This window comes from Streptomyces sp. CO7 (assembly GCF_053474865.1).
The window spans coordinates 949,290-974,527 of record NZ_JBRIOU010000002.1; the positions used below are offsets into that span (position 1 = coordinate 949,290).

Sequence of the window (25,238 nt, forward strand, 5' to 3'; positions counted from 1 at the left end):
GGCGGGTGGAGATGACCCAGTCGGCGGTGGTGTTCCACCGCGTGACGTCCCGGTGGCCGAGTGAGGTGTTGCCCGGGTCGATCAGGTCATGGTCGGTGCGCTGGCGGTTCCACACCTGGCGGCCGGTGTAGCGGGGGTTGGCGAGTATCGCCCTCACCGAGTGCAGCACCCACCGGCGCCCAGTCCGGTGGGGGTTGCGGGCGGTGTCGGCGGCGGCCGGGCAGGGAATGCTCGCGTCGTTGAGGGCGCGGGTGATGCGGGCCATGCTGTGTCCGGCCAGCCGCTGGGCGAATATCCACGATACGACGGGCCCGCACTCGGGGTGGACGGCCAGGGCTTGCGCGCACACGCCGCGGCGGGCGAGGGCCCGGTTCGGGTGCGGGCCGGCGTCCACCAGCCGGTATCCGTAGGGCGGGCGGCCGCCGAGGTAGCGGCCCTGGTCCCGGGCCTGGACCGTCATCGCGGCCCGGGTGCGGATCCGGGCGCGAGTGATCTCCCGTTTGGAGAGGATGCCCAGGAGGATCATCAATTCCTCCTGCCCGGCCACCTTGGGGTCGACGGCACCGCCCAGTTCCGGCACCCACACCTCGACCCCGTAGTGCTCGAACAGCGGGGCCATGGTGGCGAACTGGTTGCCGTAGAAGGCTCGCTCACTCGAGCCGATCACCACCGCATCGAACTCCCGCTCCGGATCCGCCATCGCCACCAGGAGCGCGGCAGCCTCTGGCCTGCGCGCCCAGGGGATGGTGCGACTGCGACCGGTGTCGAAGAACTCTGTGACGATCCGCCCGTGACCCGACACCAGCGCCTGCGCGCCCATCAGCTGCCAGGCCCTGGACGTTGCCGGGTCCTGGTGGTCCTCCGTGGACATCCGGCCGTAGAACGCGAACCGAAGGCCTGTAGGTGGGGGACCCGCAGACCTGCGGCCGGGATCCTCGCGAGCCCAGTCCGACAGCAGCCCTGAGGAAGTCGAGTACCCGGGTATCGCCCCAACCGCAACCTGTGCCATAACGGGAACCTCCCCGGGCACTCATTGCCTTTCCTGCGAGCTGCCCTGCCACGCAGTTGATTGCACCTAGACGTCGCACAGTTGACCCATACGAGTGAAGGTCGGTTTCTGGTCGTGAGGCTGTGGCTCCTCTGTCCTGACATCGGCAGGGACCAATCGTTGCCTCGCGAGAGTGAGCAGCCTGACCTCCCCGCATATGGGTAATCCGCTCGCACAGGTCGGAGGCCGATGCCAGGATGCCCGGATGAGTACAAGGCTGTCCCCGACTCCTGACAGCTACGAACGGCTCGTCGCTGGCCTGCGCGGACGGACCGTCGTCTCGGTCGACTACTTCGTGCTGATGAGCGGCGATGAAGGCACTGAACCTGACGAGTGGGACTACGGCGCCTGGCACGAGCCCACGATGGGCGTCGAGCTGATCACGGACGACGGCGACACCCACTCGGCTGTGTGGGGTAGCACGTTCGACCACTACGGACTCGAGCTCTACCCCGCGCCCATGCGTGACTTCCTCTCCTACATTGACAAGCCGGGCGGCTCGGCACGTGTCACAGTCGCGGAGCACCCCCGGTGGGCTGGCATCGTCACCGCTCCGATCGAGTCCTGCCGCATCCAGTGGTGCGGCCATGGGCACGGAGCTCGTGTGCCGGTACCGGAGGCCATCCACCTGCGGACCGCCACCGGCCAGGTATGGATCGCCGCCGGCCGCTCGGCTGCCTACGAGCCTGACGGGTCGTTTCACCTGGGCACCGACGATGTGCTCGTCATCTTTGACGTCGGCGTCGCCGAGCGCACCGGTCTGAAGGTCTGATCGCAGGGCGCGGGAATGAGGCGCGTGGGTCCGGATCTGGGCTAATGGGGCCGTGTGGCGGTGTTCCGGGCACGTCGCTTAGATCGGCAGGGGGTCAGCCGTCGAACTCGGTCCAGGGGATTCCGAGCTGCCCCAGTGGGTGGAGAGCGCTGCGGTGCACCGCGCCGACCCAGGCAGGGCATTCTCCGTGCGACAGCTCCGCTGTCTCAGCGATCACGCCGGGTGCGATGTGGAAGCGCTTCGCGTCGTACAGCCAGGGCTCCCACGGCAGCGGAGTCAGCGCGGCCGCCAGCGTGTCGACGTGCTCAGCATCCGCACCGAAGTACACGGCCTTGTACGGGGCGTTCATCAGGGTCTCGTAGAGGGCGAACTGCAGCAGGAAGCAACTCATCGGCTGGTGTTCGCGGCGCAGTTCGTGACCGTCGTCCATCCATACCTCGGGGTCGGGGCTCGCTGGATCGAACAGCCAGGTGAAGACGCCCTGGTTCTCGTCCCCGAAGGCGATCAGGTCTTCGTACTGCACCCACTCGTGCGGAGGCCGCAGCTGGTTATGGACGCCGAGCAGCGCAGGCCGGTGCCGGGCCAGCCTGTAGAAGACGGCAAGGGGTTCGGGAACATTCCATGGGGCCGCGGCGAACGTGCCGAGGTCCTGGTGGGTCTCAGGGATCCAGCCTTCAACGAACTGAGTTAGTGCCTCAAGCGGGGCGACGGTCATGTGGGTGAGCCAGTCGAGGTTCGGCAATTTCTCGGGTTCGGCAGGCGGCCTGGCCCGGTCCAGGAGGTCCCGGGTCAACTCTGGCTCTATCGTCAGTTTCGCGTAGGCCAGATGTCCGTTGTCGTATCTGGCGTGCCGCGGCTTGCCGATTCCCAGGTACACGCAGCCTTCGGGCAGACGGGTCAGTAGGTGGACCGGTCGTGTGTCTGAGGGCTGCCCGGTCCACCTCCATTCGGGAGAGCCAGGGGCATGTCCGAACAGACGGATGCCGATGCCGTCCGCGAACTGCCCGTGAAGGTGGAATTCGCGGCTGTTCCACACGCCGCTCACCTCGAGCCTGTCCTGAGGGTCGGCGATGATCACCGTTACGGTGTCGCCGAGCAGGATGAAGGCGCCGTCGGTCTCGTAGCTGATGACGTTGTCTCCGGCCAGGCGTATCGCCGCTTCCTCAGTGAGGAGATCGTTCGAGTTCACGGGCACGCGACGGACCCTATCCCGGTCGTGGTATTTGGTTGACCGGGGTCTCGTGGCAGGGCCCTTGGCCAGCCCGCCGATGCCGTGCCCGGTCAGCTGCAGTCGGACATGAATCGGCCCTCGAGGTGGTCGGGGCTGAGGAAAACGAAGCCGCTGCCGTAGCCGAAGTTGATGAAGAACGGGTCGCTCGGACACTCGCCCCGATCGGTGAACTGGCACAGGAACTGCCAGCATTCGTCATCAAGTCCCCTGACCCAGTCGTTGTGCAGCACCGGGGTGCCGCCCACGAAGTCACCGGGTCCTCGCCCAGAGGGCAGACCCACTTCCGGGCCCTCACGACGCATGTACCGCGACCATGCGGCGTGATCATCCGCCTCCGCGTCCAGTTCCGGTGACACGGGCGCCAGGTCGACCAGCCACTCGACGGGGATCTCCTCCTCGTCTTCGTCCCAGCGCCACAGCAAGGGCCCTTGGGTGTCCGGGGGCCCGATTACCGCGAAGGAGGGGATCCGCCCACCAGGTTGGACGAGCACGACCGCATCCCCGCGGTTCGGATTCAGCCCGCCCTCCTCCGTGTCCAGGAACAGGTAGGCCAGACGCACTTCTTCCCCGGGCACCCGGAACTGGGCCACGAACATCAGTGGCTCTCCTGTCCGCGGTTCCACAGGCCACGTCGGCTCATCGAGCCACACCGGTTGCCCGCCGAATTTGGTTGCAGGCTCCGTCACCGGCGTTGCGGGCTCTCGGAAGGTCATCTGCAGCCGTGGGAGAAAGGCAGCGTCGTAGAGGCCCACAGCTTGCTCCGTAGGTCGTGGCATCACGGCGTGACCGTACGGCATGACGCCGACAGACACTTCCGAGGACGTTCACATCGCCGATGGCGGCCGTCCAGGAGAACATGCCCTGATCCCGCATCGCAGAAGGCATGGCCTGGAAGGTGGAGCGCAACCGCCTTCCATCACCGTATCGAAGACTCGCGTCCGGTGCCCTGAGCACAAGGCCGCGCCGGTTCCTCTCCGCCGTATGCTGCGCGAAGCTCGATGCCACGCGGTACGCCGCTTACCGGTGTAGGTGAGCGCCTCTGCCAGCCGCGGCGACACCGTAAAAAGGCGGTCGCGGACCTCGGGGTGGTCCGGGTTGTCCTAGGTAGTCGGCGTTGAGCGCGGGGGGACGGAGGCCAGCCAGGGCGTCGTGCCAGGAGGGGAGGACGATGGCTAGGGTCAGGGCCTCGGCGAGGGACTCCGCGATGAAGGAAGCCTGGCCCTCGGAGTCGGTGTAGAGGACGGGGCGGAAGCGGTCGGGGCCGGCCGGGCCGCAGGGGTAGTGGGTGCCTCCCGCGTTGCAGCCGGCCACGGGCTCCACCGGGACACCGGCCGGCAGGGCGATCCACTCGATGGGGTCGGTCCGCGTGAGGTCGAACTCGCCGTCGCAGGCGAGGTACGCCTCGACCTCGAGGTCGGCGGCGATCCGGCGGAGCAGGACCTCATCGGAGAGGGCGGCCGGGTTGAGGCCCTGGGCGGCTTCGAGGGCCAGGGGGTGGCTTGTGAGGCGTGGCGGACGGTGTCGAGGGGGACGGGCCGCCCTTAGTCCTCCTCGAAGTGCGCTTGGACGGCCTCGGGGGAGCGGTCGGTGAGGAGGCGGAAGGGGCGCTCGGAGCCGTCCGGGTCCGGGCTGCCCGAGGGGAACTCGATGCCCGAGCCGATGCGCCAGGCGTTGCCGCCGGTCTCCCACCACAGGCAGGCGGTGACCCGCCGGGCGCCGAGGCCCTCGTCGACGAAGGCCGGGTCGTCCAGGAGCAGACGCAGCGCGGCGGGCACCTAATACTCCAGTCACAATTCGTGTCCTGAGCTGCTGAATGTCGTTGTCCGGGTGTGGACGTGATATCTGAAGTAGGTGCCTGGCAGGCCGAGTTGGAGTCGGTGTTCGCTCGGGTGGCGGGTCGGTTCGCTCGGGCGGATTTGCGGTGGCGGATGCGTGACTATGTGCGGGGTCTGCTGGCGCCGGTCGGGCGGAAGAATGGATGGCAGCTGGCCGAGTGGGCGGGTCATCGGGACCCGGCGGGCCTGCAGCACCTGTTGAACGGGGCTCGCTGGGACGCAGACGCGGTCCGCGACGACGTGCGCGCTTACGTCGCCGACCGGCTCGGCCCGGGCGGAGTGCTGATCATCGACGACACCGGGTTCGTCAAGAAGGGCACCACCTCGGCCGGGGTGGGTCGGCAGTACACCGGCACGTCGGGGAAGATCGACAACTGCCAGATCGGGGTGTTCGCCGCCTACGCCACCGGATCGGGCAGGGCCCTGGTGGACCGGGAGCTCTACCTGCCGAAAGCCTGGACGTCCGACCCTGACCGGTGCCTGGCGGCCAAGATCCCCGACGAGCGAGGCTTCGCCACGAAAGGTGAACTGGCACGGGACATCGTCCGCCGCTGCGTCGCCGCAGGCTTGCCGGCCGCCTGGGTCACCGCGGATGAGGCCTACGGACAGGACTGGAACTTCCGCCGCCTGCTCGAGCAGCTCGGACTCGGCTACGTCGTCGCGGTGCCCAAATCACAGCAGATCAAGTCCCTGGCCGGCATCTGGCGCATCGACCAGCTCGTCGAGGAAGCCCCCGCCGACGCCTGGCGGCGACTGTCCTGCGGCGACGGCGCCAAGGGCCCCCGCGTCTACGACTGGGCCGCGGCGAAACTGTCCGCCAACATCGTCTTCGATCCCGACCCGCCAACCCATCACCGCTGGGTGATGGCCCGCCGCAGCCTCTCCGACCCCTCCGAGGTGGCCTACTACCTGGCCCACGCACCCGTCGGCGTCGAACTACCCGAGCTCGCCCGCATCGCCGGCAGCCGCTGGGCGATCGAGGAATGCTTCCAGGCCGCCAAGAACGAGTGCGGCCTGGACGAGTACGAGGTCCGCCGCTATCCGGGCTGGTACCGGCACATCACCCTCGCGATGCTCGCCCACGCGTTCCTCACCGCCCTGGCCGCCCAGGCATCCCACCAGGAAACCGCAGAAACGAACCGACCAGCACCGTCCCCCTCACCGTGGCAGAAATCCGGCGATTGCTGGACACTCTCCTGCCCCACCCCCGCCCGCCACCGACACGCACTGACCTGGTCCTGGTGGCGACGACGCCACCAAGCCACCGCCCGACGATGCCACTACCGAAGAAGAACCAGCTCAGGACACGAATTCTGACTGGAGTACTAATACTCCAGTGGGACTTCGTTTCCTGAGCTGGTGGTTGTTGTTCTCTGGTATGGAGGCGATAGCTGAAGTCGACTGGTGGCAGGCTGAGTTGCATTCGGTGTTCGCTCGGGTGGCGGGACGGTTTGCTCGGGCGGGTCTACGGCGGCGGATGCGGGACTACGTGCGTGGTTTGCTGGCGCCGGTCGAGCGGAAGAACGGTTGGCAACTGGCCGAATGGGCCGGCCACCGCGACCCGGCGGGCCTGCAGCACCTGCTCAACGTCGCCCGTTGGGACGCCGACGCGGTCAGGGATGTCCGCCACTATGTGGCCAAGCGGCTCGGCCCCGGCGGGGTACTGATCATCGATGACACTGGGTTCATCAAGAAGGGCACCACCTCGGCCGGGGTCGGCGGGCAGTAATACCTTGCCTACACCCCCGTCGGCATTGAGATCGCCGAGCTGGCCCGCATCGCCGGCTCCCGCTGGGTGATCGCGGAGTGCTTCCAGGCCGCGAAGAACGAGCGCGGCCTGGACGAGTACGAGGTCCGCCGCTATCCCGGCTGGTATCGGCACATCACCTTGGCCATGCTCGCCCACGCCGTGCTCACCGCACTCGCCGCCCAGACCGGCGGCGGTGAAAGGGCCGCAGAAACGGATCAGCCCTCGTCCCACTCACCGTGGCGGAATCCGGCACCTGCTGGACGCCCGCCTGCCGCACCCCCAGCCTCACCAGGACAGACGCCTACATGCCTTGAGCTGGTCGCACTGGCGCAGACGCCACCAAGCCACAGCTCGCTGCTGACACTACCGAAGAAGAACCAACGCAGAACACGCAATCTCACTGGAGTACTAACTGCCGCGTTACAAAGTTGACATCTCATTGCTCTACAACTTCACGGCCCGTCGATCGTCTACCTGGGTGAAGCGTTCAACACTATGGGGGAGTTGCTCATGACCAGAAGCCGGATGCGTGCAGTGGCTGGGGCGTGCGCGACGCTCCTCTCGCTCGGCCTCACGGGGGCCGCACAGGCAGCGCCGCAGGCTTCGGGCACCGAGCCGGTGACCACCTACGAAAAGGGGCATGTGGTGGAGTGCACCGCGCAGCTGGAGCGGTACGACACCGTATATGTGTCGCTGTACAGCAACTCCGTGCACGGCAACCACACCCAAGTGGTGATCAGCAGCGCCGAGTCGGAGTACGCGGGCGCTGCCCAGCCCGAGAAGCTCTTCAGTCATGGCGCGATCCGGACCGTGGTGCCCATCTCGCCTGTCGACGGGCGTGTCGAGTCCGCCGGCAGTGCCGTCGTCCACGGCCGCTACGCCCTTGTTGGCGAACCGACGCCGTACAGCGACGAGATGTACGACGCGGGGTATCGCATCGTCACGACAGGGACTCATCAGGACATCAGCACTCGCCTCACCATCAAGGCCTTCGGCGAGAGGGCACCCCTTCAGTGCGACAACGCCCTCGCCTACGACCTGAGGATCACCAAGACTCCCGTCGTCTGACGACCGCCCACCGGTTTCCTGCAGCGGCTGCCACAGCCCTCGTGGCCTGTGATGTGGCGGCTTGCCGTACGCAGGCGTGCCCGCTGTACGGACGGGCGTGGGCACCGTCCGTACGGCGGACACCTCGCGGTCCGTCAAGACCGCCCGTACTGCTTCGAAACCGCTTCACATGGCTTGACCAGGAGCTTTACCGAGTGGTCAGCCTGCCTGGTGTTACTCGTTGATGAGGCCGCCAACGGTCTGTTTGCGCTGGATTCGGGGCGTGGGTAGAGGTATGACGTTGGGGTCGTCGAGCGGTGCGAGCTGGCCGCGGCCTTGGTGGGGTCGGTGTTCGTTGAAGTGCCGGGCATACTCGCGCAGCAGCTTCTCGGCGTGGCCGCGGCCATGGATCAGCAGCCGGTTGGTGCACTCCTGGCGTGCGGAGGGGATGAACCGTTCGGCGTGCGGGTTGCAGTTGGGGCTGCGCGGCGGGATCTTGATCACGGTGATGCCTTCGTCGGCGAAGATGGCGTCGAAGGCGGCCGTGAACCTGGTGTCTCTGTCCCGGATCGGCAGTGGCCTTGACGGTGGCTGGGCTGCGTCGACTAAGGGCCCGGATCCGTCCGGCGGTCACCGTGCCGGGCTGGGTCAACCCACCCAGCGCCGCCGCGCTCGGCCTGGTCATGACCGGCGCGGATCTGCCCAACGCCTTCCCGTACTTCATCGCCATCGAGCGGATCGTCAACGCTGACGTCGGCACCACCCGCTCACGGATGATCGTCGCCGGGTACGCCCTGGTCTACTGCCTGCCCTGCCTGCTGCTCCTCGTCGCCGGTGCCGCCCATGGCGAACGGGTACGCCGTCGGCTCGACACCCTCTACGAACGGCTCGGCTCAGAGAAGAAACAGCCCCGCAGCGTGCCCGTCGCGGTCGGCTACCTCATCGCGGCAGCCGGCGTACTCACCATCGCCGTGCTGCCATGAACCCCAGGACGGCTTGCCGCCCCGCCGATCGACGGCGACTCATACACGGGGAGACGACCAGGCTGAGCCGATCGGCAGCGCGGCCAGCGCCTCGACTCCTTGGGTGACCACTGTCACGGGGCAGCTGGCGGCAAGGGCCTGGGTGGCGGGCACGAACGTGGCCTGCCCGTGAGCAGCACGTGTGCCACCAGAGCGCTGTGGCGGAGACTGCGCCCGTGGACCGCCCGTGGACCGCCCGTGGACTGCCCGTGGACCGCCCGTGGACCGCCCGTGCCGGTCCCGGCGGACCGGCGAAGCCAATGACGTCCAACCGAGAACCGTCCTCGAGAGCTGCCACCAGCTCGCTCGCGTCGAACGGCTGGGCGATCCACCGGTGGGCGGCCGACGCCGAACCCGACGCGGCGGTCGTCCGGACACTGGCACAACCATGGGGCTGGAGACGGCATCCCCTTCCGTCCGAGCAGGTGGGATCGAGCCGTCAAGGCGGCTGGTGGAAGCCGTGCGGCGAGAACCTGCAGACGATCGACCGCAGGGGTCGGTCCTCCGGGGAAAGAGGGCGACCACAGGGCGATCAAAAGCCCTGCCCTCTCTCCGTCGGTGTGCAAGGGCGCGCCGGCGATTGATCGGGGGTGAAGGTCAAGCGCAACAGATGCCCGCTCCCGACGCCGAAGCCCGGGGAAGCGGGAGAGGCGGCCCCGCCGCTGCGTACCACCGCGGCCGCGAGCAATGTGCTGTCACGCCCGATGGCTCCGGCACGGTGAACACCGCCGCTTGGTGGCGACTCTCATGGCCTGGTGGCGTCGGTGGTGGCCAGGTTCGCCGTGCTGGGGAAGGGCGTAGGGAGCGGCACTCGGGACGGTCCTGCAGGGGCAGCGTTGGTCGCGGGACTCCGCGCACTCCCGCCGAGTGAGCGAGCCAAGGACATCGAAGAGGGCTCACCAGCACTGATGCGGCGTCAGGGCCCAGGCCAGGCCGACCGACGGGTCGGCGCGGTGATTCACTTTGTCTTGCTGCGGGAAAAAGTCGTGGGATCCTGTGCGCTTCGGGTTCCGGGGCGGGGCAAAGCCCGCTAGCTTCCTTTGTAATGCACCGGTCACAGAGAGTTGGGCCGGTGGTTGAGGCGCGAAGGCGCGCGCCTGTGCTTCTCGTGGCAGTCCGTCCGGATCTGCCGTCATCCCACCTCCTTGGGGAGAACTCTGTGCGCACGAGACCGCTCAGACATCGACGGGGCCGTCTGCTGTTGACCGCGGCGGCCGGCGTCCTCGCCCACCTGCTGACCCTGTCTCCGGCCGCGGCCCAGCCCGACGACCCTGGCGGGCAGGACCGCCCCCTCGCCACCGCCGGGGCCGCTGCCGAGGATTTCCAACAGGTCACGCTGGCCAAGGGCGTGAACGAGACCGGCGAGCCCATGACGCTCGCGGTGCTGCCGGACCGCTCGGTACTGCACAGCTCGCGCGACGGCACGCTACGGCTGACGAACGCCGCGGGCGCGACCTCCGTCGCGGGCAAGCTGGACGTCTACAGCCACGACGAGGAGGGCTTGCAGGGCGTCGCCGTCGATCCGGGCTTCGCGTCCAACCGGCACGTCTTCCTCTACTACGCCCCCAAGCTCACCACCCCGGCCGGTGACGCGCCGTCCGACGGAACGGCGGCGGACTTCGCTGCCTTCGACGGCGTCAACCGACTGTCCCGGTTCGTCCTCAGGACCGACGGGACGCTCGACCTCGGCAGTGAGAAGAAGATCCTCGACGTACCCGCCTCCCGCGGCACCTGCTGCCACGTCGGTGGCGACATCGACTTCGACGCGCAGGGCAACCTGTACCTGTCGACCGGCGACGACACCAACCCCTTCGCCTCGGACGGCTTCACCCCGATCGACGAGCGTGCCTCCCGCAACCCGGCCTTCGACGCGCAGCGCTCCTCGGGCAACACCAACGATCTGCGCGGCAAGGTCCTGCGCATCAAGGTCGCCGCGGACGGGTCCTACTCGATTCCGAGCGGCAATCTCTTCGCACCCGGCACCGCCAGAACCCGGCCGGAGATCTATGCGATGGGCTTCCGCAACCCGTTCCGGATGAGCGTCGACAAGGCGACGGGCATCGTGCACCTCGGGGACTACGGGCCCGACTCCGGCACCGCGAACCCCGGGCGGGGACCGGAGGGCCAGGTCGAGTTCAACCGCATCACCGAAGCGGGCAACTATGGGTGGCCGTACTGCACGGGCAAGAACGACGCCTACACGGACTACAACTTCGCCACCGGCGCGTCGGGCGCCAAGTTCGACTGCGCGGCGCCGAAGAACAACTCGCCGAGGAACACGGGACTGACCGACCTGCCGCCGGCCAAGCCCGCCTGGATCCCGTACAACGGCGACTCCGTTCCGGAGTTCGGTGGCGGCTCCGAATCGCCCATGGGCGGCCCCGTCTACCGGTACAACGCCGGCTCCACCTCCGAGGTGAAGTTCCCGGAGGAGTACGACGGCGACTTCTTCGCCGGGGAGTTCGGCCGCCGGTGGATCAAGCGCATCGAGACCGGAAGCGGCGGCACCGTGCAGTCCATCAACCCCTTCCCCTGGACCGGCACCCAGGTGATGGACATGGCCTTCGGACCGGACGGCGCCCTGTACGTCCTCGACTACGGCACCGGCTACTTCAGCGGCGACGCCAACTCCGCCCTGTACCGCATCGAGCACGTCACCGGCGGCCGGGCCCCGACCGCGCAGGCGAAGGCGAGCGTCACCTCCGGGAAGGCGCCCCTGGCCGTCTCGTTCTCCTCGGCGGGCAGTGCGGACCCCGACGGCGACGCCCTGAGCTACGCCTGGACCTTCGGCGACGGTGCCACGTCCACGGCGGCCAACCCGTCCCACACCTACGGCGGCAACGGCCAGTACACGGCGACCTTGAAGGTGACGGACGCGACCGGGAAGTCGGGGACGGCGTCCGTGCAGATCACGGTGGGCAACACGGCGCCGAAGGTCACGCTCGACCTTCCCTCGGACGGAAGCATCCACGACTTCGGTGACGCCGTTCCCTTCAAGGTGACGGTGACCGATCCGGAGGACGGGGCGATCGACTGCTCGAAGGTGAAGGTCACCTTCATCGTCGGCCACGACAGCCACGGCCACCCGCAGACCTCGACCACGGGATGCGAAGGCAGGCTCCAGACCCTCGCCGACGGCGAACACGACCCCAACGCCAACATCTTCGGTGTCGTCGACGCCGAGTACACGGACAAGGGCGCCGGCGGTCAGCCTGCGCTGACCACCCACGACCAGCACGTCACCCAGCCCTCCCACCGGCAGGGCGAGCACTACTCCGGTTCCGCGGGGGTGGAGGTCGTCACCCACGCTCCCGCCCACGGGGGCAGGACCGTCGGCCACATCGACAACGGTGACTGGATCTCCTTCAAGCCCTACGCACTCGGCAACGCCACCCGCTTCACCGCACGCGTCTCCTCGGCGGGCCTCGGCGGCACCATCGAGGTACGGGCCGGATCCCCGACCGGCACCCTCCTCGGCACCGCCACCGTGCCGGTGACGGGTGGCTGGGAGACGTTCCAGGACGTCACGACGGCCCTGAGCAACCAGCCCGCCGGCACGACCACGCTCCACCTCGTCTTCAAGGGTGGCAGCGGCTCCCTGTTCGACGTGGACGATTTCTCCTTCACCACCTCCGGCGACCCGGTCCGTTCGGGGGAGGTGAAGGGAGTCAACGGCAAGTGCCTGGACGTCGACGGCGCGCAGACGGCGGACGGCACGAAGGTGCAGATCTGGACGTGCAACGGCACCGGGGCGCAGAGGTGGACGGTGCCCGGTGACGGAACGGTGCGGGCGTTGGGCAAGTGCCTGGACGTGTCCGGCGGTGGCAGTGCCGACGGGACGAAGGTTCAGCTGTGGACGTGCAACGGCACGGGCGCGCAGGTGTGGAACGCCCAGTCCGACGGCACGGTCCGCAATCCCGCTTCGGGCAAGTGTCTCGACGCCTCGGGCGGCACCTGGAACGACGGCACACCGGTCCACCTGTGGACCTGCCACGCCAACGCCAACCAGAAGTGGACCCTGCCCTAGACCTGGCCCGGAAAGGAGGAACCGACCATGCGCAGTACCCCCAAGGCCGCCCTCGGCCTGTTCACCGCCGCCGTGCTCTTCCTGACACCTCAAGCCGCCGCAGCTCCGGCACACGCCGACCGTTCCGCCACAGCGCCCCGTTCCGAGGTCGCGGACACGGCCGCCGATCCCGCGTACGAGATCCTGGTCTTCTCCAGGACGGCGGCCTTCCGGCATTCCTCGATCGACGACGGCATCGCGGCCCTGCGGGAACTCGGTGCCGCCAACAACTTCACCGTGGACGCCACCGAGGACGCGCAGTCCTTCACCAGCGGCAACCTCGCCCAGTACAAGGCGGTCGTCTTCCTGTCGACGACGGGTGACGTGCTGAACGCCACCCAGCAGACGGCATTCGAGAAGTACATCCAGGGCGGCGGTGGATACGTCGGTGTCCACGCCGCGGCCGACACCGAGTACGACTGGCCCTTCTACGAGGGCCTGGCCGGCGCGCTCTTCCATTCGCACCCGGCGATCCAGTCCGCCACCGTCGAGGTTGAGGACCGCGCCCACGACGCCACCGCCCATCTGGGCAGCACCTGGCAGCGCACCGACGAGTGGTACAACTACCGCACCAACCCGCGCACCAACGCCCGCGTCCTGGCCTCCCTCGACGAGTCCAGTTACTCGGGAGGGAACATGTCGGGCGACCATCCGATCGCCTGGTGCAAGGACTACCAGGGCGGCCGGGCCTTCTACACCGGTGGCGGTCACACCGACGAGTCGTACTCCGAGCCCACGTTCCGCAGGCACGTCCTCGGCGGCATCCGCTGGGCGGCCGGGATGACCAACGCCGACTGCCGGCCGGAAACGGGCTACACGTCCCTGTTCGACGGCTCCTCCACCACCGGCTGGCGCCAGGCCGGCCCCGGCGCCTTCACCCTGGCGGACGGCACCCTCACCTCCACCGGGGGAATGGGACTGTACTGGTACTCCGCCAAGGAGTTCAGTGGTGATTACTCAGTCAAACTCGACTGGCGGTTGGCCGGTGATGACAATTCCGGCGTCTTCCTGGGCTTCCCGCCCTCCGACGACCCCTGGACGGCGGTGAACAACGGTTACGAGATCCAGATCGACGCCACCGACGCGGCCGACCGGACCACCGGCGCCGTCTACGGCTTCCGCTCGGCGGACATCGCCGCACGGGACGCCGCGCTGAACCCGCCGGGGGAGTGGAACACCTACGAACTGAGGGTGACGGGCGAGCGCCTGGAGATCTTCCTCAACGGCCGGAAGATCAACGACTTCACCAACACCGACCCGGCGCGGAGCCTGCGGCAGGGGCACATCGGCATCCAGAACCACGGGGCCGGCGACGACGTGTCCTTCCGCAACATCCGCGTCAAGCCCAGCGGCGGAGGTCAGCAACCCGGCCCTCGTTCGGGGGAGGTGAAGGGAGTCAACGGCAAGTGCCTGGACGTCGACGGCGCGCAGACGGCGGACGGCACGAAGGTGCAGATCTGGACGTGCAACGGCACCGGGGCGCAGAGGTGGACGGTGCCCGGTGACGGAACGGTGCGGGCGTTGGGCAAGTGCCTGGACGTGTCCGGCGGTGGCAGTGCCGACGGGACGAAGGTTCAGCTGTGGACGTGCAACGGCACGGGCGCGCAGGTGTGGAACGCCCAGTCCGACGGCACGGTCCGCAATCCCACTTCGGGCAAGTGTCTCGACGCCTCGGGCGGCACCTGGAACGACGGCACACCGGTCCACCTGTGGACCTGCCACGCCAACGCCAACCAGAAGTGGACCCTGCCCTGACGCACCCGAGCAGTGGTGGAACGGCTGTCCACGCCTCGGCGCTTCGTCCCGTTCGCCCCGCTCGCGGTGCGAACGGGACGAAGCGCCCGGTGCTCGATCGAATCTCCGGCCCGCGTCGTCCCCACAGGAACGCTGCGGTGTCACGCACGGTCGAGCTTCGGCGGGACGCGTCGCGGACCTGACGGTCCGGGAGGCATGAGGCGACTTTCGGACGCGGGGCTTCCAGCCCGGGCGCGGCGTCGTTTCACCGGCCGACAGTGCGCAGCGCACCCTGACCACCGGCGGGTACGTCGTATGCGAAGTGGACGTTTCCTGCGCGGGTAATCCTTGTGCAACTCGGCCAGGTCGTCCGTAAGACCGTCGACGGACAAGCAGCGACACCACTGCTGCCACGGCTGGAGGCTCTGTCAGCGCGTGATCCGCAGCAGCCCTTGTGCGACCACGAGCGTATCGTTGGCGGGCGACTTGGACCTCGGACGCACACTCCAACGATAAGCATGCGAGGGCCTCGACCTGACGGTCGCGGTCCTCGTTGCGTTTTCGAAGCGGACGTTGACTCCCAGGACTTCGTAGAGCGTTGCTTTGGCCTTTGCTTCGGCGCTCTGTAGCCGTTGTGCCACGTCTCCGAGGTTCTTCGCGATCTCGATGATCTCTTCTCCGTCAGCGGCTTCTTGACCCTCAGGCCCTTGTGGGCCCCGCCGACTGCGTTCGCCTGCGGTTTTTCGGCTTCTGTCAGTCTCCGGCTTGAGCGACCTCGACGCCCTCGCCGGCGAGCACGGCGTCGAATCCTGCCGGGCAACGCGCGTCGCGGTCCCGGATCAGGTATTTGATCTCCACTCCGGCGTCCTTGAGGTCCATGACGAGATTCCGGGCAACCGGAGTGACCCAGATCGCGGAGGGGCGAGCGGTGACTCCAAGGACGCGGACGCGTCGGGTGGCGTGTTCGATCACTGCCGGCACGGTCTGGGTCGTGCCGGAGAGGTCTTGGTTTCGAAGAAGTTGACGGCCAGGATGGCTTCAGCCTGGGAGCGGCGTAGGACCGGAACGCGAATGGAGCGCACGCTGCGGGACCGTCCCAACCGCTGTTGTTCCCTTTTGCCGCCTGCGTACCGCCCTGGTCGGCCACGACTGTGACACGGGGAGCGTCGGTACAGCGGCGAGGAGCGGGGCTGGGCGGTGTCCCCATGGATGCCGCCCAGCCCTGCGAGGTCACCCGTTCGCTTCGCTTGGCTCAGGGCTCGATGCGCAGGTCTTTGATGAGGCCGTCGCCGAGGCTGAAGCGGAAGTGCAGGTCCACCGCGCCGCCCGGGAAGTCGCCCTCCAGGTGGTGGGTGACGACGTAGTGGTCCGCATTGACCTTCTGTGCGCCGATGAGTTCGCTCGTGTACGTGTACTCGCCGGCAGTGCGGGTCATCCAGGCTTCGATCGCCGGGGCTCCCTGATGGGTCTTGCCCTCGTCGGTCACGGTGGCGTCCGGGCGGAGGTAGCTGAGTGCCGTGGCGACGTCGTGGGCGCGGTGGGCCTTCAGGAAGCCGGTGATGACCTCGGGCAGGGCCTCGGGAGCGATGGTCTGGGGCTGGTCGGTGGGCATGACGACTCCTGGGGGATCAGACGGTGGGGGTGGTGCCGCCGTCGATGACGTGTTCGGCGCCGACGATGGCGGAGGCGCGGTCGGAGACGAGGAAGGCGACGAGTTCAGCAACTTCCTCGGGGTGGGTGGGGCGGCCCAGCGGGATTCCGCCGAGGGAGTCCATGAGCTGCTTCAGTGCCGCTTCGGGGGTGGTGCCGGCGTTCTCCGCGATGCGGGCGACGAGCTGGTCGGCGGCGGTGGTCTGAACGAAGCCGGGGCTGACGGAGTTGACCCGGATGCCGAGCGGAGCGACCTCGTTGGCCAGGCCTTTGCTGTAGGTGGTCAGTGCGGCCTTGGCGGCGGCGTAGGCGAGAGTGCCGTCCCACAGCGGCAGACGCACACACCACCCCGGCGCGCGAGCTGCACCCGCTCGATGCGCCCTTCCCCGGAGGATCCGTGCCCACCGCTGACGAACTGATCAGTCCCGACAGCATCCGCGGTCTGACGGCCGTCCTGCGCGGCACGTCCCCCACCGCCTCCCGATGGGGCACCGTGGCCGACAGCGCGGCCACCCTCGGCCCGCTCTCCCTCAGCCGGCGGGCCCGTGCGGTCGGCGAGGCCCTCCTGGCCGACACCGGCCACAACTACTCCCAGCTCGCCCACGCGACTCGAGCGGCCCTCACCAGCGACGATCTCACCGGCTGGATGGTCTGGCCGCTCACCGAGGCCGTCGCCTCCGCGGCCACCGCATCCTCCTCCGACGAGGACTTCGACGACGGACTCGACCTCCTTGCCCAGCTCACGCCCCGTCTCACCGCAGAATTCGCGCTGCGAACCTTCCTCAACGCCGACCTGTCCAGAACGCTGGCCGCCGCAGCAGCCTGGACCGACTCCCCCGACCCCGCGGTGCGCCGGCTGGCCAGCGAAGGCACCCGCCCCAAACTGCCCTGGGCCCGCCAGGTCCCCGAGTTGACCCGCAACCCCGCCGCCACCCTCCTTCTGCTGGACCGGCTGCACACCGACACCTCCGACACCGTGCGCCGCTCGGTCGCCAACCACCTCAACGACATCTCCCACCTTGACCCCGATCTCGCCACCGCCCAGGCCGACCGCTGGGCGAACGGCGCCGCACCGACCAGCCCCGCGCTGATCCGCCACGCCATGCGCACCCTCGTCAAACAGGGCAACCCCACGGCGCTGAAACTGGTCGGCTTCCACGGCGCCCGCACCGACCTCACGGTCGAGGGCCCCCTCCTGGAGCGAACCGGCATCCTCCTGGGCGGCACCCTCGACTCACCGCCCGCATCACCAACATCTCGGACCAGCCGGTCACCCTGGCCATCGACTACGTCGTCCACCATCTGAAGGCCAACGGCAAGCAGACCCCCAAGGTCTTCAAACTCGCCAAGCGCGCCCTGTCCCCCGGCGCGACGACCGAGCTGGGGCGCAGCCACTCCTTCCGCCCCATCAGCACACGCCGCTACTACCCCGGCGCCCATGCCGTCCAGCTCCAGGTCAACGGACACCCCTACGGCAAGGTGGCCTTCCGACTCGACTCCGCTGGATAGTCCCTGTGTCCAGCAGGGGGCAGGACCCGCAGACCTGCGGCCTGTCCGCATCGGACCAGGAACGCCGTCCTGTCTGCTGCTGAAGGTTGTCCGTCGGCCCTTTCGGGGATCACGACGTCCGGATGCCGCGGCGATGACGGCGTCGGGTCTGCGACGCGGCCGCCCGACGCCGGCCCGGGGCGCTCGCACCGCGTCCAGAACGGCATCGAAGGCGGCAGACTCACCAATTGGATGGCCTGTTGATCAGACGTCCATAAACGTTGTGGGATTCCTTCGGTGACACATGTCCGAGAAGGGCGTGTCTTCTTGATCTTGAAGTGAAGACGGAGCAGCATTGAGATATGAGCTACATTCACTTGGTGCTGACCGAGTACTGGACTCGCGGGTGCTACCCCGCAGAAGACGTCCATGGCACGTCAGAAAATGAAATGCGTGAACGTTTTCTGTACAACCGGAACACGGGCCTCTCGTATCGGGACGTGCAGTGGACCAGCACCGGCTCACCCCGCGACCGAACTTGGCACGAGGCCGAGGACTGCCCCTGGTCCAGCACCGTCTACAAAGGTGACGGGCGAGCGCAGCCGAAGGAACCGCACCTCGTTCTGACCGACCTGATTGGAGTTCGCCACTGCTACGCGACGAAGACGAACAAGGACGGAAGTCTGTATTGCTTCTCCGACAGCAAGAACTACAAGAATGCCCCCGAAGATACTTCTTCGGATCCACGAGTCGGATCCCGGCACGATTTGAAGGACTGCCCTTGGCCAGAGGATGAGGTGAGGGGGATGAATCTCTTTTACCGCATGTTCGTGACAAAGGGGTGAGAGGGTGTTGCCGGTGGCCTGGTCCGGGGCCTTCCGGTCGGCGCCCCGCCCGTCCGCGGAGCGGAAGGACGACCGGGGTTCGCGCTGCGGCGCCGTCGCGACCTCGGGCCGCACGTGGCAGACGAGGGCGTGACTCCGTCACCGGATGCGGACGGCTCGGGGCCCGGAATCAGTCCTTCGGCGGGGGATCCAGGATGACGTCGGAGACGTCCCAGCCGCCTTTGACGACCGGTCCGTTCTGCCCCATCGTGCAGCCGGCCGCCGATGTCGAGTTCGTGGGCGTCCACTGGCCGTACACCCGCACCGGCGGTTTGTCGTTGGAGACCCAGCAGTCGACCCATACCCGGAAGAAGCCAGTGCCGCCCGTGCAGGTCACGACGAAGTTGTAGAAGGACTGGTAGCGCTGAGGGGCACACTCCTTCGGCAGTGCGTGTGCCGGGCTCGCACCGACGCCGACGAGGGTGAGCGCGGCCATGGTGGCCGCGGTGAGTAAGGCGGAGATGCTTCTGCGCATGCGGGGCTCCTTCGTGGGGGCGCTGCCGCCCGGACGGACGGCGGAGCTGAGAGCGCTGTGCAGCAGTGTCGCAGGGGGAGGTGCAGCGGACAACGGGGCGTAACACGGCCCACGTCCCCTCTCCGCCGACGCCGGGTGGTGGAGCTCCGGGCGGGCCGGACCCGCGGGCGCTGGGTGGCGCTGGTCCTCGACCACGGCATGCCTCGGCCGCGGAAGTGCTGTGGGAGTCCGGTCGGGCGGTGCCGGGGGAGTCGTCGTACCGGTGCGGGAGTGGGTTCCGCGGTGTCGCGGAACCCACCCCCGTGGCTCGGGACCGGGGCGTCAGTCGTCCAACGCCTCCCTCACCGACGCCCTCAGCACCCCGACGTACTCGTCGGTCCAGGACTCGACCGTCTCCCGGTTCCAGAGGTCCGAGGAGTACTCCACGGCCCCCTCCAGGACGTCCCCGGCCGGGGTCAGGGCGACGATGAACTCCGTCCGCGCCGCGGCCGGCGCCAGGTCCTCGACGGACGCGGTGATCCCGGGGAGGGACAGCTCGGTGTCCAGCGAGCTCTGGTAGGCGAACCCGAGGGGCAGCCCGGTCGGCATCTCGGCACCGGTGCGCTCGCGCATCACGGGTGCGATGCGGCGGGCCGGCAGGGCGTGGTCCATGCCCCGCAGCGCGGTGAGCGACACCCGGTCCACCAGGTCGGCGAAGGAGCCGGCGGCCGCGTCCCTCACCCGCAGCGTGAACCCGGTGACCGTGCAGGCCACCAGGGCCTCGTCGTCCCTGCTCTGCCGGTTGGCGTAGGAAATGTTCAGCAGGACGTCGGACGCGGCGCCGCCCCTGGCGATCGTGCGGCCCAGCGCTGCCGCCGTCACCGCGAACGGGGTGGTGCCGCGCTGCGCCGCCAGGCGCTGCACGCCGGTGCGGACCTCGGCGGGCACGGTGAACGTCACCGTGTCGCCCCGCCCGCTGAGGACCGTGGGACGCGCCCGGTCCGGTGGCACCGTCGCCGAGAAGTCAGCCCCCTCCAGCTCCCGCAGCCAGTGGTCGAGCCGACGTTCGAGGGTGGCGGCGTCCCGCTCGGCCTGGCGGTGGGCGTACTCGATCTGCTGCGGCGCCGGCGGCAGCCCGTGGTCCGTCCCGTCCACGAAGGCCCGGTACAGCACGGCGAGTTCGCGCAGCAGCATACTCACCGACCACCCGTCGCAGGCGCAGTGGTGCAGTACCAGCAGCAACGTCCGCTCCTGTGCCCCGCTGCGCGACAGCGCGACGGACAGCACCTTGCCGGTGAAGGGGTCGAGCGGTGTCTCGACGGCCCCTTCGGCCGCCCGCCGCAGCGCGGCTTCACGGTCCGGGCCGGACAGGCCGGTCAGGTCCTCCACCGGAAGGTCCACCGGCCGGGGGGCGAGCACCTCCTGCCGCCAGGCGCCGTCCGCGTCGCGTACCAGCCGGGTGCGCAGCGCTTCGTGCCGTTCCACCAGCGCGTCCGTCGCGCGGCGCAGGGCGTCCTCGTCGAGCGTTCCCTGCAGGGTGATCCGCAGGCCGACGTTGAACACCTGGGGCCGGTCGTGGGCGGCGTGCAGTTCGGCGAACCGGGTCTGCGGTTCGGTGGCCGGGCCTTCGCGGAGGGCGAGGGTGGTGCCACTCCCGGTCAGGCGGGCAGCCATCGCGCCGAGGGTGGGCTCCTGGTAGAAGGCGACCATCGGGAAGTCGTCCCCCCACTCCTCGCGGACCCGGTTGACCAGCCGCATGGCGCTGAGCGAGTGGCCGCCGAGGTCGAAGAAGTGGGCGTCCGGGCCGAGTCGTTCGGGTGCGAGACCGAACTCCTCGGCCCACAGCGCCCGCAGTCGCCGCTCGACACCGCCGCCCGCGCCCGCGCCCGCGTCCGCGGGCTCGACACCACTGCCCGGGCCTGCGGGCTCGACGCTGCCCGGGCCTGCGGGCTCGACGGCCCGCACGGGATCCGCGGTGTCCGCGGGCCGGACGGCGGGAGTGACCAGGTCGGGCGCGGGGAGGGCGTCGCGGTCCAGCTTGCCGGTCCCGGTCAACGGGAGGGCCGGGACGATCCGCCAGGCACGCGGGACAAGGTGGTCCGGCAGGCGTGCGGCCAGCTCCGCCGCCAGACGCCCGGCGAACGCCTCCCGCCGCGCACGGTCGTCGCCGGGCGCGTGGTCCGGTTCCACGTACGCGGCGAGGTAGGCCTCACCGTTGCCCCGACGCAGCCCGAGGACCGCGGCGCGGGCGACACCGGCCAGTTCGCCGAGCGTTCGGGCGGTCTCCTCCGGCTCGACCCGGAAGCCCCGGATCTTGACCTGGTCGTCGAGGCGTCCCACGAACTCCAGCCGCCCCTCGGGCGTCCAGCGGACCTGGTCACCCGTGCGGTAGAAGCGGCAGTCAGGGGTGCCCACGCCCGCGGCGCCCCCGCCCGCGGCGCTCACGCCGGGCGGGTCCGTCGTGAAGCGGTCGGCCGTGAGGTCGGGAAGTCCGTGATAGCCGAGGGCCAGTCCCGGGCCGCCCACCAGCAGCTCGCCGACCGTTCCGACCGGGACCGGCTTGTCCGCCTCGTCGACCACCCGCAGGCGCACGTTGTCGACCGGCCGGCCGATCGGCACGGACCCCCCGCCGTCCGCGGTGACCGTGTCGACGGTGCACAGCACGGTCGTCTCGGTGGGGCCGTAGACGTTCACCGTCTCGTAGGGCGCCTCCGGCCGCGGCCGGACGCGCAGGGCCTCGCCTCCCAGCATGAGGACCCGCAGCGGCGGCTGCTCCGCGGCGGGCAGGCGCAGCACCTGTTCACCGAGCGCGGTGGGGAGGAAGGCGACGGTGACCCCTCGCTCGGCGTACCACCGGGCCAGCTCGCGCGGGTCGCGGCGGACCTCGTCGTCGGCCACGGCGACGGACGCCCCGGCAGTCAGCGCGGGCCACAGCTCGAGCAGCGAGCCGTCGAAACTCTGGCTGGAGACCAGCGCCGAGCGGTCGGTCTCCCGGAGGCCGAACCGCCGGTGGTGCCACTGGCAGAGGTCGACCAGGCCCCGGTGGGTGAGCACCACCCCCTTGGGCGCGCCGGTACTGCCCGAGGTGTACAGGACGCAGCAGGGGGACGCGCCGTCGCCGACCCGGGGAACGGCGGACCCGGCGGCGCCGGCCGGTCCCGCGGGCCGCGCGTCGGGCGGTACCACGGCGACGGCGGCGGGCAGACCGAGCCCGGACGCCGCCTCCGGACGGCACACCACCGCCCGGGCCCCGCTCCCGGCGATCACCTGGGCCGCACGCGCCGCACCCAGGGACAAGTCGACCGGAACGTAGGCGCAGCCCGTCCTCAGCACGGCCAGGGCGGCGACGACCAGGTCCGCGGAACGGGGCAGCGCGACGGCGACCACCGCAGCCGGGTCGTCCGCCAGCGGGGCACGCTCCAGGAGCACGGCGGCCAGCCGTTCGGCCCGCTCGTCCAGTTCGCGGTAGGTCAGTACCGCACCGCGGTCGATGACCGCCGGGGCGTCGGGCCGTTCACCGGCCCGGCGCGCCACCCAGGCGTGGAGGGTGGTGGCTTCCACCGGGTGCCGGGGACCGTGCTCCCAGCTCTCCGGCACCGGGTCGCCGTCCGAGGCCGTCCGGAGCGCCGCGGAGAGCGGCGTGTCCGGGGCGTCGACGGCCGCGGTGAGCGCGTCGTCGAGGACCGTGAGGAAGCGGTCGACGGTCTGCGGATCGAACAGGTCGCTGTTGTACTCGACGTGGCAGCGGATGCCGTGCGGCTGGTCGGTGAAGTAGACGGTGAGGTCGGTCAACGCCTTGTCGGGGCCGGCGTCCAGGGGGGAGGCCACGATGCCGGGCAGATCGAAACGGAACGGCTCGGCCGGCTGGAACTCGGCGAGCGCCTGGAACACCGGGGTCCGGTCGGTCCGGCGTTCGGGGGACAGCTCCCGCACCACCGTCTCGAAGGGGACCCCCGCGTGGTCGTAGGCGTCGAGGGCCACGGACCGGACCCGCCGCAGCAGCGTGCGGAAGGACGGGTCGCCGGAGAGGTCGAAGCGCAGGGCCAGGGTGTTGACGAAGAAGCCGACGAGCCCCTCCGCACGCTCCGGCCGGTCCGAGACGGGGGTGCCCACGACGATGTCCTCCTGACCGGTGACCCGGTGCAGCATCGCGGCGTATCCCGCCAGAAGCGTCATGAACAGGGTGCTCCGGTTGGCGCGGCTCAGCTCCCGCAGCCTGCGGGACAGCCCGGCGTCCAGGGTCCGGAAGACGGCACGGCCGTTGGAGGTCATCACCTGCGGGCGCGGACGGTCGGTGGGCAGGTCCAGCGTCGGCAGGGGGCCGCCCAGGACGCTCCGCCAGTGGGCGAGGTCGGCGGCGGCCGAGGATCCCTCCCCGGCGGCCCGCCGCTCGGCCGCGTGTTCGGCATAGCTCCACGTGACGGGCGCGAGGCCGGCCTCCGTCCGGTCGCGAGCGGCCCCGTACAGGGCGGAGAGGTCACCGCTGAGCACCGTCGCCGAGGCGGCGTCCACCACCAGGTGGTGGAAGGAGAGGACCAGGACGTGCCGGTCCGGGCCGGTGCGCACCAGACGGGTGACGAACAGGGGGCCCTCGGCGAGGTCGTGACGGCGCGCGCTCGCCTCCGCCAGGACACGGGCGACGGCGGCGTCCCCGTCGTCCCCGCCGTCCACGACCGCGAAGTCCGGTTCGCCGGCCTCGCGGACCACCTGGCGGGGTTCGCCGCCCGATGCGCGGAAGACCGTGCGCAGGCTCGCGTGCCGGGCGACGAGGGCGCGCAGCGCCTCACGCAGGGCCGCCGTGTCCAGGGGGCCGTCGAGACGGACGGCCTTCACCTCGTTGTAGGCGGTGCTGCCCGGCAGCAGGTTCTCCTGGAACCAGATCCGTTCCTGGCCCGGTGACAGGGGCGCGGTCGGCGCCTCCCGCTGCCGGGTGCGGCGGCGGAGGGCGTCGAGGCGCGGCAGCCCGGACCGCAGCAGACCCGGCGGCACACCGAAGTCGACGAGCGCCACGATCTCGTCGGCGCCCGCCGCGGCGACCGCGTCCACCACGGGCCGCACACTCTCCACGGTGCCGATCAACGACCTCTGGTCGCAGTACCGCGCGTAGGCCTGCCGGAAGAGGGCGTCGAGGTCGTCCTCGCTGAGGGTGGACAGGTCGACCTGGTGCCCGAGGCTGTTGGTCACCCCGCTGAACAGCGACAGGGACGCCCGCATGTACCGGGACATCGGCTCGAACGCCTCGGCGCGCGCGGTGTCGTGGGCCTGCCCGAGATAGGTGTGCAGGAGGACCGCGACCCGGCCCGCGTCGGGGTCGAGCCCGTGCCGCCCGCGGGCCGCGCGGTAGCGGGCGACGTTCTCCGCGAGCTGCTCGACGCTCTGGGTCATCAGGTTCGTGACGATGCCGAGGTCGTGGCGGGCCGCCTGCTCGTAGGAGGCGGGGTTGCCGACCACGGCCGTGTACATGGGCGGTGCGCCCTGCACCGGGCGGGGGAAGAGCCGGACCTCACGCCTGCCGTCCCCGGTGGCGCGCAGCAAGGGCTCACCTCGCCAGAACCGGCGCACCTCGTCCAGCTGGCGGTACATCTCCTCCTTGTGCCGGCCGAACCGCTCGGGGAAGAAGACGAAGTCGTCGGCGTTCCAGCCGCCGGCCACGCCGAGGCCTATGCGGCCGCCGGAGAGGTTGTCGACCATCGACCACTCCTCGGCGACCCGGATCGGGTCGTGCAGCGGGAGCACCACCGAACCGGCGTTGAGGCGGACCCGCCGGGTCTCGCGGGACAGGGCCGCCGCCAGCACGGCGGGGTTCGGGAAGAGCCCGCCGAAGGAGTTGAAGTGGCGTTCGGGCATCCAGACGGCGTGGAAGCCGTGCTCGTCGGCGAACCGGGCAGCCTCCACGAGGAGTTCGTAGCGTCCGTCGTCCTCGTCCTCGCCCTCGCCCTCGTCGTCGGAGGTCCGGGGGTAGTCGCCGAAGAAGTAGAGGCTGAAGTCCGGAGCACCACGCGGAAGGTCTCGTCGACGGGAGGACCCGGACGCGGTCCTTGGCCCCGGTCCGGAGACCGAACCGGACCGCGCCACGGCCACCTCGGTGCCGGCGCCCACACCGGTGCCGGTGTTGCTGGTGCCGGTGCCTGATCCGTCGTCGGTGCCTGATCCGTCGCCGGGCGCCGTGCCGGCCTCGCCCCGCGGGGCGGTCCGGGTCGTGGCACCCGTCGCCGGTTCCGTGCCGGTCGCCGGCACCGGGGCGGGCGCGGTGCGGG

Annotated in this window: 17 protein-coding genes and 3 pseudogenes; 10 read left to right on the forward strand and 10 right to left on the reverse strand. The window is 69.8% G+C overall.

Features of this window, described 5'->3' with window-relative positions; all coding sequences use genetic code 11:
* A partial coding sequence (locus ACOV8S_RS06360) for a recombinase family protein (RefSeq protein WP_448316577.1) occupies window positions 1-871 on the reverse strand: 871 nt, incomplete at its 3' end.
* A gap of 310 nt (window positions 872-1,181) precedes the next feature.
* Between ACOV8S_RS06360 and ACOV8S_RS06365 the strand changes: the two genes are divergently transcribed.
* Complete coding sequence (locus ACOV8S_RS06365) at window positions 1,182-1,820, forward strand: hypothetical protein (protein WP_448316578.1); 639 nt, start codon at window positions 1,182-1,184, stop codon at window positions 1,818-1,820.
* 94 nt (window positions 1,821-1,914) lie between these two features.
* Here the strand turns inward: ACOV8S_RS06365 and ACOV8S_RS06370 are convergent, their stop codons facing one another.
* The 3 genes from ACOV8S_RS06370 to ACOV8S_RS06380 all read right to left on the reverse strand — a co-directional run bounded on the left by ACOV8S_RS06370 (window position 1,915) and on the right by ACOV8S_RS06380 (window position 4,826).
* On the reverse strand, window positions 1,915-3,015 hold the full coding sequence (locus ACOV8S_RS06370) for a hypothetical protein (RefSeq protein ID WP_448316579.1): 1,101 nt from the start codon (window positions 3,013-3,015) through the stop codon (window positions 1,915-1,917).
* A gap of 86 nt (window positions 3,016-3,101) precedes the next feature.
* On the reverse strand, window positions 3,102-3,647 hold the full coding sequence (locus tag ACOV8S_RS06375) for a hypothetical protein (protein WP_448316580.1): 546 nt from the start codon (window positions 3,645-3,647) through the stop codon (window positions 3,102-3,104).
* 945 nt (window positions 3,648-4,592) lie between these two features.
* Window positions 4,593-4,826 carry a hypothetical protein gene (locus tag ACOV8S_RS06380; protein ID WP_448316582.1) on the reverse strand — a complete coding sequence of 78 codons (234 nt, stop codon included), beginning with the start codon at window positions 4,824-4,826 and terminating at the stop codon, window positions 4,593-4,595.
* 60 nt (window positions 4,827-4,886) lie between these two features.
* On the opposite strand from ACOV8S_RS06380, the gene ACOV8S_RS06385 reads away from it, so the two are divergent.
* The 4 genes and pseudogenes from ACOV8S_RS06385 (at window position 4,887) to ACOV8S_RS06400 (ending at window position 7,704) form a co-directional block, all read left to right on the forward strand.
* Entirely contained in the window at window positions 4,887-6,203 is a 1,317-nt protein-coding gene (locus ACOV8S_RS06385) for an IS701 family transposase (RefSeq protein WP_448316583.1), read from the forward strand.
* Window positions 6,204-6,264: 61 nt separating this feature from the next.
* Window positions 6,265-6,612: pseudogene (locus ACOV8S_RS06390) on the forward strand (transposase); the annotation flags it as partial.
* A 42-nt stretch (window positions 6,613-6,654) separates the two neighbouring features.
* Window positions 6,655-7,068 (forward strand): annotated as a pseudogene (locus ACOV8S_RS06395) (hypothetical protein); the annotation flags it as partial.
* Between the two features lie 186 nt (window positions 7,069-7,254).
* On the forward strand, window positions 7,255-7,704 hold the full coding sequence (locus ACOV8S_RS06400) for a hypothetical protein (protein WP_448316584.1): 450 nt from the start codon (window positions 7,255-7,257) through the stop codon (window positions 7,702-7,704).
* Window positions 7,705-7,917: 213 nt separating this feature from the next.
* Here the strand turns inward: ACOV8S_RS06400 and ACOV8S_RS06405 are convergent, their stop codons facing one another.
* A complete protein-coding gene (locus ACOV8S_RS06405) occupies window positions 7,918-8,187 on the reverse strand; it encodes an integrase core domain-containing protein (protein ID WP_448316586.1) in 270 nt (89 codons plus the stop codon).
* A gap of 71 nt (window positions 8,188-8,258) precedes the next feature.
* Between ACOV8S_RS06405 and ACOV8S_RS06410 the strand changes: the two genes are divergently transcribed.
* From ACOV8S_RS06410 to ACOV8S_RS06420, 3 genes are all read left to right on the forward strand, one after another.
* A complete protein-coding gene (locus ACOV8S_RS06410; RefSeq protein ID WP_448316588.1) occupies window positions 8,259-8,666 on the forward strand; it encodes a GAP family protein in 408 nt (135 codons plus the stop codon).
* 1,198 nt (window positions 8,667-9,864) lie between these two features.
* The gene (locus tag ACOV8S_RS06415) at window positions 9,865-12,732 is read left to right on the forward strand and encodes a PQQ-dependent sugar dehydrogenase (protein ID WP_448316589.1); all 2,868 of its coding nucleotides are present in this window, start codon (window positions 9,865-9,867) and stop codon (window positions 12,730-12,732) included.
* A gap of 27 nt (window positions 12,733-12,759) precedes the next feature.
* Window positions 12,760-14,526, forward strand: a complete 1,767-nt coding sequence (locus ACOV8S_RS06420; RefSeq protein WP_448316590.1) for a lectin — start codon at window positions 12,760-12,762, stop codon at window positions 14,524-14,526.
* Window positions 14,527-15,258: 732 nt separating this feature from the next.
* On the opposite strand, the gene ACOV8S_RS06425 is transcribed toward ACOV8S_RS06420, so the two are convergent.
* The 3 genes and pseudogenes from ACOV8S_RS06425 to ACOV8S_RS06435 form a co-directional block, all read right to left on the reverse strand.
* Window positions 15,259-15,384, reverse strand: coding sequence for a hypothetical protein (locus ACOV8S_RS06425; RefSeq protein ID WP_448316591.1), 126 nt, complete (start codon window positions 15,382-15,384; stop codon window positions 15,259-15,261).
* Between the two features lie 373 nt (window positions 15,385-15,757).
* Window positions 15,758-16,117: a nuclear transport factor 2 family protein gene (locus ACOV8S_RS06430; RefSeq protein ID WP_448316593.1), complete on the reverse strand. Its 360-nt coding sequence runs from the start codon at window positions 16,115-16,117 to the stop codon at window positions 15,758-15,760.
* A gap of 16 nt (window positions 16,118-16,133) precedes the next feature.
* Window positions 16,134-16,493, reverse strand: a pseudogene (locus ACOV8S_RS06435) (SDR family oxidoreductase); the annotation flags it as partial.
* Window positions 16,494-16,552: 59 nt separating this feature from the next.
* On the opposite strand from ACOV8S_RS06435, the gene ACOV8S_RS06440 reads away from it, so the two are divergent.
* Together ACOV8S_RS06440 and ACOV8S_RS06445 are read left to right on the forward strand one after the other, a co-directional pair.
* On the forward strand, window positions 16,553-17,461 hold the full coding sequence (locus ACOV8S_RS06440; protein ID WP_448316595.1) for a DNA alkylation repair protein: 909 nt from the start codon (window positions 16,553-16,555) through the stop codon (window positions 17,459-17,461).
* A 544-nt stretch (window positions 17,462-18,005) separates the two neighbouring features.
* On the forward strand, window positions 18,006-18,488 hold the full coding sequence (locus tag ACOV8S_RS06445; RefSeq protein WP_448316596.1) for a hypothetical protein: 483 nt from the start codon (window positions 18,006-18,008) through the stop codon (window positions 18,486-18,488).
* A gap of 169 nt (window positions 18,489-18,657) precedes the next feature.
* Here the strand turns inward: ACOV8S_RS06445 and ACOV8S_RS06450 are convergent, their stop codons facing one another.
* Together ACOV8S_RS06450 and ACOV8S_RS06455 are read right to left on the reverse strand one after the other, a co-directional pair.
* On the reverse strand, window positions 18,658-19,002 hold the full coding sequence (locus ACOV8S_RS06450) for a hypothetical protein (protein ID WP_448316598.1): 345 nt from the start codon (window positions 19,000-19,002) through the stop codon (window positions 18,658-18,660).
* Window positions 19,003-19,323: 321 nt separating this feature from the next.
* The gene (locus ACOV8S_RS06455; protein ID WP_448316599.1) at window positions 19,324-25,080 is read right to left on the reverse strand and encodes a MupA/Atu3671 family FMN-dependent luciferase-like monooxygenase; all 5,757 of its coding nucleotides are present in this window, start codon (window positions 25,078-25,080) and stop codon (window positions 19,324-19,326) included.
* Window positions 25,081-25,238 lie beyond the last annotated feature (158 nt).

Excerpts from the sequence above, each read along its gene's own strand:
- ACOV8S_RS06375 (WP_448316580.1), bottom strand. The coding sequence starts at position 3,647 with ATGTTCGTGGCCCAGTTCCGGGTGCCCGGGGAAGAAGTGCGTCTGGCC.
- ACOV8S_RS06420 (WP_448316590.1), top strand. The coding sequence starts at position 12,760 with ATGCGCAGTACCCCCAAGGCCGCCCTCGGCCTGTTCACCGCCGCCGTG.
- ACOV8S_RS06425 (WP_448316591.1), bottom strand. The coding sequence starts at position 15,384 with ATGGACCTCAAGGACGCCGGAGTGGAGATCAAATACCTGATCCGGGAC.
- ACOV8S_RS06430 (WP_448316593.1), bottom strand. The coding sequence starts at position 16,117 with ATGCCCACCGACCAGCCCCAGACCATCGCTCCCGAGGCCCTGCCCGAG.
- ACOV8S_RS06445 (WP_448316596.1), top strand. The coding sequence starts at position 18,006 with ATGAGCTACATTCACTTGGTGCTGACCGAGTACTGGACTCGCGGGTGC.
- ACOV8S_RS06450 (WP_448316598.1), bottom strand. The coding sequence starts at position 19,002 with ATGCGCAGAAGCATCTCCGCCTTACTCACCGCGGCCACCATGGCCGCG.